At 47.7% G+C, this 7,852-nt stretch carries 9 protein-coding genes and 1 riboswitch; of the genes, 6 read left to right on the top strand and 3 right to left on the bottom strand.

Translation table 11 applies throughout. The annotated features are described in order from the left end of the window. From uvrB to MHN01_RS10050, 3 genes are all read left to right on the top strand, one after another. Positions 1–1,459, top strand: a 1,459-nt coding sequence (gene uvrB, locus MHN01_RS10060) for an excinuclease ABC subunit UvrB (protein WP_239411231.1), incomplete at its 5' end; no start/stop codon positions are given. 381 nt (positions 1,460–1,840) lie between these two features. Continuing rightward, positions 1,841–3,295: a quorum-sensing sigma-54 dependent transcriptional regulator LuxO gene (gene luxO / locus MHN01_RS10055; protein ID WP_239411230.1), complete on the top strand. Its 1,455-nt coding sequence runs from the start codon at positions 1,841–1,843 to the stop codon at positions 3,293–3,295. Next, a complete protein-coding gene (locus MHN01_RS10050; RefSeq protein WP_239411229.1) occupies positions 3,296–3,655 on the top strand; it encodes an Hpt domain-containing protein in 360 nt (119 codons plus the stop codon). On the opposite strand, the gene yvcK is transcribed toward MHN01_RS10050, so the two are convergent. From yvcK to MHN01_RS10035, 3 genes are all read right to left on the bottom strand, one after another. Further along, the gene (yvcK, locus tag MHN01_RS10045; protein WP_239411228.1) at positions 3,617–4,513 is read right to left on the bottom strand and encodes a uridine diphosphate-N-acetylglucosamine-binding protein YvcK; all 897 of its coding nucleotides are present in this window, start codon (positions 4,511–4,513) and stop codon (positions 3,617–3,619) included. The genes MHN01_RS10050 and yvcK overlap by 39 nt on opposite strands. Before the next feature lie 192 nt (positions 4,514–4,705). After that, positions 4,706–5,281, bottom strand: a complete 576-nt coding sequence (locus tag MHN01_RS10040) for an LON peptidase substrate-binding domain-containing protein (RefSeq protein WP_239411227.1) — start codon at positions 5,279–5,281, stop codon at positions 4,706–4,708. 168 nt (positions 5,282–5,449) lie between these two features. Then, entirely contained in the window at positions 5,450–5,677 is a 228-nt protein-coding gene (locus MHN01_RS10035) for a hypothetical protein (protein ID WP_239411226.1), read from the bottom strand. A 180-nt stretch (positions 5,678–5,857) separates the two neighbouring features. Further along, positions 5,858–6,006: riboswitch (molybdenum cofactor riboswitch) on the top strand. Between MHN01_RS10035 and moaA the strand changes: the two genes are divergently transcribed. From moaA to MHN01_RS10020, 3 genes are all read left to right on the top strand, one after another. Continuing rightward, positions 5,995–6,984, top strand: a complete 990-nt coding sequence (gene moaA / locus MHN01_RS10030) for a GTP 3',8-cyclase MoaA (protein ID WP_239411225.1) — start codon at positions 5,995–5,997, stop codon at positions 6,982–6,984. Its footprint overlaps the riboswitch before it by 12 nt. Positions 6,985–7,066: 82 nt before the next feature. Further along, positions 7,067–7,579, top strand: coding sequence for a molybdenum cofactor biosynthesis protein B (gene moaB / locus MHN01_RS10025; protein WP_239411224.1), 513 nt, complete (start codon positions 7,067–7,069; stop codon positions 7,577–7,579). 4 nt (positions 7,580–7,583) lie between these two features. Then, positions 7,584–7,852: cyclic pyranopterin monophosphate synthase MoaC (locus tag MHN01_RS10020; protein ID WP_304622849.1), on the top strand; the 269-nt coding region annotated here is incomplete at its 3' end.

The raw sequence follows: 7,852 nt of genomic DNA, 5'->3' as shown, positions 1-7,852 counted from the left end.
CGATCTCACCTTCCGCGTCCGGGGAGAAGTCATTGATATTTTCCCGGCAGAATCGGAAAAAGATGCGATACGGATTGAGTTGTTTGACGATGAAGTGGATTGTATCAGTGCTTTTGATCCGCTGACAGGAGCCGTGCTGCAGCGAGATTTGCCCCGTTGTACCATCTATCCTAAGACTCACTATGTCACCCCGCGTGAACGCATTCTTGAGGCTGTAGAGGAAATTAAGGTTGAGCTCGAGGTTCGTAAAAAGCAATTGCTTGAAAACAACAAGCTGGTAGAAGAGCAGCGAATTTCGCAGCGAACCCAGTTTGATATTGAAATGATGAACGAGCTGGGCTTTTGCTCCGGTATCGAAAACTACTCACGCTACCTCAGCGGCCGTGCTGAGGGCGAGCCGCCTCCGACACTGTTTGACTACCTGCCTGCCGATGGCTTGCTGATCATTGATGAGTCGCATGTTACCGTCTCGCAAATTGGGGCCATGTTCCGTGGTGACCGCTCTCGTAAGGAAAACCTTGTCGAGTACGGCTTTCGATTGCCGTCCGCCCTCGATAACCGTCCACTTAAGTTTGAAGAGTTTGAGTCGCTGGCCCCGCAGACTCTCTACGTTTCTGCCACGCCGGGAGCGTATGAGATCGAGCAGTCAGGCGGTGATATTGCCGAGCAGGTTGTGCGACCGACAGGGCTGCTTGACCCACAGATTGAAGTTCGCCCGGTAGCGACTCAGGTTGATGATTTGTTGTCAGAAATTAGGATCCGCGAGGCTAAAGGCGAGCGGGTGCTGGTTACGACGCTGACAAAGAGGATGGCAGAGGATCTGACCGAGTACCTCGATGAGCATGGTGTCAGGGTGCGCTACCTCCATTCAGATATTGATACGGTTGAGCGGGTCGAGATTATCCGTGATCTGCGTTTGGGTGAGTTTGATGTACTGGTAGGGATAAACTTGCTGCGAGAAGGCCTGGATATGCCTGAGGTTTCCTTAGTGGCGATTCTTGATGCCGATAAAGAAGGATTCCTCCGCTCGGAGCGCTCGCTGATCCAGACTATAGGCCGTGCTGCCCGAAACCTTGAAGGTAAGGCTATTTTGTATGCTGACCGTATTACGGGATCGATGGAACGGGCCATGAACGAAACTAATCGTCGTCGGGAAAAGCAGCAAGCCTATAACGAAGAGCATGGTATTGTTCCGAAGGCGCTTAATAAAGCGGTGTCTGACATTATGGAGTTAGGTCAGCCAGGTAAGCGCAGCAAGACAAATAAGGCAGCACAGCTTCATAAAGTTGCTGAGCAGAAAGGCACCTATACGACAATGTCGCCACAGCAGCTGGAAACTGAAATTCAGCAGTTAGAATCTGAAATGTATGATTTGGCGCAGAACCTGGAATTTGAGAAAGCCGCCGAGTTGCGTGATAAGATCCAGACTATGCGAGAGCAGTTCATTGTAAACAGCTAACATCACAAGGGCCTTGTTAGGCTCTTGTACTCCTTCTCAAGCCCTCATAAAAAAAAAGCCAACCGAGAACAGATTCGGTTGGCGTCATTGTTTTAGTGAAATAATTCCACAAACAACGTCAGTTGGCTAGGTTGACTCTCAGGAAAGAGTCAATTTAGATAATGCAGACTCCGTGCCAACTTTTTTGTCCTAGGTAATTGGACTTTTTTGCGACGCTTCGCGAGTAATTTGTCACCATTTTCTTTATCTATCGCCTTGTTATTTGCATTTTGCAAATCAATATGCGATTCATAATGGGAATTTAGAAAATTTGAAATTTCTCATAACAGTTTTTTTTCTTTTGATTACAATTAGTTTAGGAAGAAAGGCTTTGGAGGGGCAATGGACAGCAGGTCAACTCAGCGACAAGTATTAATGGTAGAAGATACCGCCTCGGTTGCGGCCTTGTACAAATCTTACCTAAATCCCCTGGGTTTAATGGTCAGTATTGTCGGGACCGGGACGGAAGCACTCAGCTTCGTCAAAGATATTACTCCTGACTTAATATTGCTTGATCTTCGACTGCCTGATATGACGGGCATGGAGGTGCTGGAATCTGTACGTCGAGAGCACGGTAATATTCCGGTGGTGATCATGACGGCACATGGTTCTATCGACGTGGCCGTGGAAGCCATGCGTCATGGTGCTCAGGACTTTTTGATCAAGCCGTGTGAAGCTGACCGTTTACGGATCACCGTAAACAATGCGTTGAAAGAAGAGAATAAATCACCGAAGGAGCGCCAGAAGTCCAAACAGGGTGGGGCACAGTACCAAGGATTTATAGGTAACAGCCTTCCAATGCAGGCTGTGTATCGAGTGATTGAGTCTGCGGCTTCTAGTAAGGCAACGGTATTTATTACCGGTGAAAGCGGCACAGGTAAGGAAGTCTGTGCAGAAGCAGTGCACGCGGCAAGCCCGCGAAATGACCATCCTTTTGTTGCTTTGAACTGTGCGGCGATTCCTAAAGAGCTCATAGAAAGCGAACTTTTTGGCCATGTTAAAGGGGCGTTTACCGGTGCTTCGACCGAAAGGCAGGGAGCTGTTGAGCTTGCTAACAAGGGGACACTGTTTCTTGATGAGCTTTGCGAAATGGATTTGGATTTGCAAAGCAAGTTATTGCGTTTTATCCAGACCGGCACCTTCCAGAAAGTCGGTTCATCGAAAACGAGCACAGTGGATGTACGCTTTGTGTGTGCAACCAACCGTAATCCATGGATTGAGGTCCAGGAAGGGCGTTTTCGTGAAGACTTGTATTATCGCCTGCATGTAATTCCCGTTACCTTGCCGCCGCTCAGGGATCGTGGTGAGGATGTCATTGAAATTGCCCATGCTTTATTGGCTCTGATGTCAGTCGAAGAAGGCAAGAACTTTAGTCGCTTCTCTCCAGAGGTCATCAATCTGTTTCAGCGGCATAGCTGGCAGGGGAATGTCCGTGAACTGCAAAATGTGATCCGAAACATAGTGGTACTGAATACTGGTGAAGAGGTCACGTTGAATATGGTCCCGCCGCCCATATCTGGTGGAGGTGGCGCAGAAATTGCACGTACTATTGAGCTAACTGCTGAACCGCAAAATAATGCGGACACTCGTGATGGGGTTTCTCACAATCATTCCATCGATAAATCACAAATTGAACCCTTGTGGGTTGTTGAGAAACGCGCCATTCAGGCGGCGATTGATGCGTGTGAGGGAAATATTCCCCGAGCAGCGGGCTTGTTGGAAGTCAGCCCATCGACGATATATAGAAAATTACAGGCCTGGCAGGAAGCGGCAGGTAGTAACAGGGAGATAAAATAAATGGCAATGAGTATTAATGCATCTACAATCAAGCGCTTATCTGAAGAGGTTGGTCAGGACACAGTAACACTGTTGCTAAACGTCTTCAGTGACGAGCTGGAGCAGTACTTACGTCAGTTATCAGATCAACCTACTATCAGTCAGGTCAGGGAAATTAGTCACGCGATTAAAAGTAGTGCGGCGAGCTTTGGCGCTGATGAGCTAGCTGAAATGGCGCAAGAGTGTGAGTCTCGGGTGAAACAAGGTCAGGAGCAATGGATGAATGACCACCTGTCTGAGTTTACACAGATGGTCAAGGGAATGGCTGTAGAATACAAACAGTTAGCTAGCAACGATGAGCTTATCAATCGCATGCTTTAGTTTCTCGCGATCATGACGCCATTCGTGGTTGCTTGAGGCTAGATCTTCAATCACCTGGTGATATCTCGCATCTAGTTCAGAACGGTATTGATCCGACAGGACGCCATTAACTTGGCGTCCACCCATTGCCCTTTCACACCAATGTAGCATTGTCTCAAGGGACATCATCCCGGCAGGTCCACTCTCTTTATCCAGATTAGTGACAAAGACGATATTGGCGTTGCAGCTCTTAAGAGCAAGTTCGATTTCTTTGAGCAACAGTGGTGGCATGACACTGGTTAAGAAGCTGCCTGGCCCCAGTAAAATTACATCCGCTTCCTCGATGGCGGTGACGGCTTCCCTTGTGGCTGGAACGGCGGGCTCGACATAGAGTCGCTGCGGCACTTCCTGTAATTCATCCACGCTGGTTTCGCCGCTGATTATTTCGCCACTTTGAATCATGGCTGCCAAATCAGCAGGGTGCTCAGACATGGGCACAATATGGGTTTTCACCTTGAGCATGTCACGGATTAGGTTGATCGCTTCTAGCGGACGAATAGAGAGGTTATCCAGAGCTTTAAGCATCAAGTTACCCAGATTATGGCCACTTAGCTCACCGTTGCCCCGAAACCGGTATTCGAAGATCATTGAGCCTACCGAGGGTTCGGTAATGAGCTGGTTGATACAGTTTCGGGTATCTCCCCAGGCAATTCCTCCCTGGCAGGCTCGAATACGGCCAGTAGAGCCCCCATTGTCGGTCGTCGTGACAATTCCTGTAACCTGAGAGCCATAGTCAGAGAGTGCCGACAGGATCCTGCCAAGGCCATGTCCGCCGCCAATGGCAACAATTTTAGCATCAGCAATATTTGGTGTAGTCATAGCCGTAGTTGCATAAATCTGTTATTAAAATAGTGCGGTCAGTGTATACAAATCGCTATGTGAATTACAAATAGGTCGGGATGAGATGGAGTGTATGTCACGTATGGTGCTAATTTCATAATAAAAAACCTCCCGTACAGAGTACGAGAGGTAAACACACATAGAACGACAGTGTATTGGGATGAAATACGGCTAGTGCGGCTTTTGCATGATACTCATCAGGTAATCGTAGGTATCCTGGCAGTTAGGCGTGTTAAGCAGCGCTTGCTTCTCGCTGGCGGGCACCGGCAGTATTTCTAACCAGCGCTGACATAGCCAGCTTAAATTGTTGAACTCTTTTTTTAAGTTGAGTTGGTTGAGTTCAGGATGTTTGCTGAACATTTGTTTAAGTTTGTCAGCCAGAACAATTTGGTCGTTGCGAATTTCGACTTCCGGCCACTGAGGGATAATGTCATATTCCCCGGAGAAGACACCGCTATCGTCTTGTTCCAGAGCGTTGATTCGGAAGTTTTCATGGCCGTAGACGGTGACAATCAAAGAGCCATCCAGCGCTGACGTGTCAAAGTCCTCGACAGTCACTCGGGTTCCGATATGGAAGAAGTGATGGCCATGCTCAGCTTCGTCAAACATACAAATACCAAAGCCAATATCAGAGGTTAGGGCAACCTTGAAAGCATCCATTTGCGGTCCAGGGGCAACTCGTATTGGCATTCTTCCACCCGGTAACACATGGCGCTGTTGAAAAAGTAGCGGTATTAACTGTTTCATAATCGGCTCCAACTGTCGTTATAGTTGTTAGGTAACTTAGACAATGCAATTGTGATGCCGGAATTTCATACCGCTATTTGGCCATATTTATACTTGTTTAAATTTGATTCAGTACCCTTTGTTGCATATTGCGAATTCGACTGCAAATTGCAGTGTGCATTATGCGAATTATTTTTGGTTTGCTATGATTTTTAGCGCATTATCACTAGGCAGTAATTCGAGGTGGCTTTGCTCATTGAAGTACCAGCCTTTTATGATCCCCTTTTCCATCATGTCATTGAAACCATCAATTACCCGCATTGCCTGCTCATGGGCATGCTTCGCATCCAGTCCCTCTTCTCGCTGTAAATAGAGTGCAATATCGTCAACAGTCGCAGATTCAATAATGTTGGACATAATTCCCCCACTTTTTATGAGAATTGTTAACTCTCTTCCCTTTAGTAGTATTGTCGTGAATTCTTGCGAAAGGTAGAATGCAACACGTTTTTTTCAGAGATTTGTCAATAAAGCAAGTTATCTGATAGGTTATAATAATTAAGCCGCTGCACATGTCGCTAGGCGATACAATAAAATGTGTAGCAGCCATAACTCCGAGCTTTATTCACTAAGTTGCAGCCTTTCGGGGATGACAATAGGTGGATCAAGCCAGTGACAGGTAGTCACCAGGGTCGACAAAGAAATGCATCGGCCTCCCGTATTTGGAAAGGTGTTCCGTGGCGAATCAATTTGAAGATAATTTTCATCGTAAGTTTTATTACTTGCGACTCTCAGTTACAGATGTATGTAATTTCAAATGTACATACTGCCTGCCTGACGGCTATCAGCCTGCAGAAAGGAAGAAGCCTTCTTTTCTGACGCTTGATGAGATCAAACGTGTGACAGGGGCATTTGCTGACTGTGGTACGACTAAAGTACGTATCACGGGCGGTGAGCCGAGTCTGCGCCGTGATTTCACCGATATTATTGGTACTGTGGCCTCTCAGCCGGGTATCAGTAAAGTGGCGACAACAACCAACGGCTATCGTATGGCAAAGCATGTTGGTGAGTGGCGCGATGCCGGGCTAACCCATATCAATGTCAGTGTCGACAGTCTTGATCCGAAGATGTTTTACCAGATCACTGGTGAGAACATGTTTCACCAGGTGATGACGGGGATCGATGCTGCATTTGAGGCAGGCTTTGAACAGGTTAAAATTAACACTGTCCTGCTTAAAGATCTTAATTCACAGGAGCTACCCAAGTTCCTCGACTGGATTAAGACTCGTCCAATTCAACTTCGGTTTATCGAGCTGATGCAAACGGGTGAAATGAACGACTTGTTCAATAAACACCATGTTTCTGGTATCAGTATCCGCAACCATCTGATCGCGAACGGTTGGCTTCTGAAAATAAGAAGTAACAATGACGGACCGGCGCAGGTCTTTTGCCATCCGGATTACGAGGGTGAGATTGGTCTTATCATGCCGTATGAGAAAGACTTCTGCCAAAGCTGTAACCGCTTGCGAATATCGGCTAACGGTAAACTCCACCTGTGTCTGTTTGGTGATCATGGCGTCGACTTACGTGACTTGCTGGAAGCTGACGACCAGCGTGGGGAGCTGATAGACCGTATTCAAGGTGGACTGCAGCAAAAGGCTGTCGGTCACTTCCTTGATGACGGTAATACCGGTATGACGCCGCACCTTGCCTCAATCGGTGGATGATATTGAGCCCTGATCAGTATTGGATACTGGTCAGGCTGCCTACATTTCAACTTACTACTACTTCAGTTTGGGAATTACTGTAATGGGTCATGCAGAAACTGCGTTTGAACCAGCACATGTGGCTGTATTGACGGTGTCAGATACGCGCACCGAACACAATGATACTTCGGGCCAGTACCTTGCCGAGTCGCTGCAAGAAGCCGGTCATAAACTAGCCGATAAAAAAATCGTGATCGATGATGTTTACCAGATCCGTGCGATTGTCTCTCAGTGGATTGCTGATGAGAAGGTGCAGGCGGTACTGATCACTGGCGGAACTGGCTTTACCTCAAGAGATAATACGCCAGAGGCGTTGATCCCGTTATTTGATAAGCAGGTCGAGGGATTTGGCGAGGTTTTCCGTATGGTGTCTTATCAGGAGATTGGTACTTCAACAATCCAGTCCCGTGCCGTTGCCGGAATGGCCAATAAGACCGTTATCTTTGCTATGCCGGGCTCGACAGGTGCCTGTCGTACCGGCTGGACGAAAATTATCAAAGAACAGCTGGATGCCAGCCACCGTCCGTGCAATTTTATGCCTCACCTAGGGAAATAATACGATGAACCAATTTACTCATATCAACGCTTCCGGTGAGGCCAATATGGTCGATGTCTCTGGCAAAACGGAGACCGTGCGTGAAGCCCGGGCGGAAGCATTCGTCCATATGGCACCGGAGACGCTTACTCTGATTGTTTCCGGCAAGCATCATAAAGGCGATGTGTTCGCAACGGCGCGTATTGCCGGTATTCAGGCGGCCAAAAAAACATGGGATTTGATCCCGCTATGCCATCCGCTGCTGCTATCGAAAGTCGAAGTGCAGCTGGAGGC

This window comes from Photobacterium sp. OFAV2-7, from assembly GCF_022347985.1.
Lineage (GTDB): Bacteria > Pseudomonadota > Gammaproteobacteria > Enterobacterales > Vibrionaceae > Photobacterium.
This window is presented reverse-complemented; position numbering and strand designations above follow the sequence as displayed.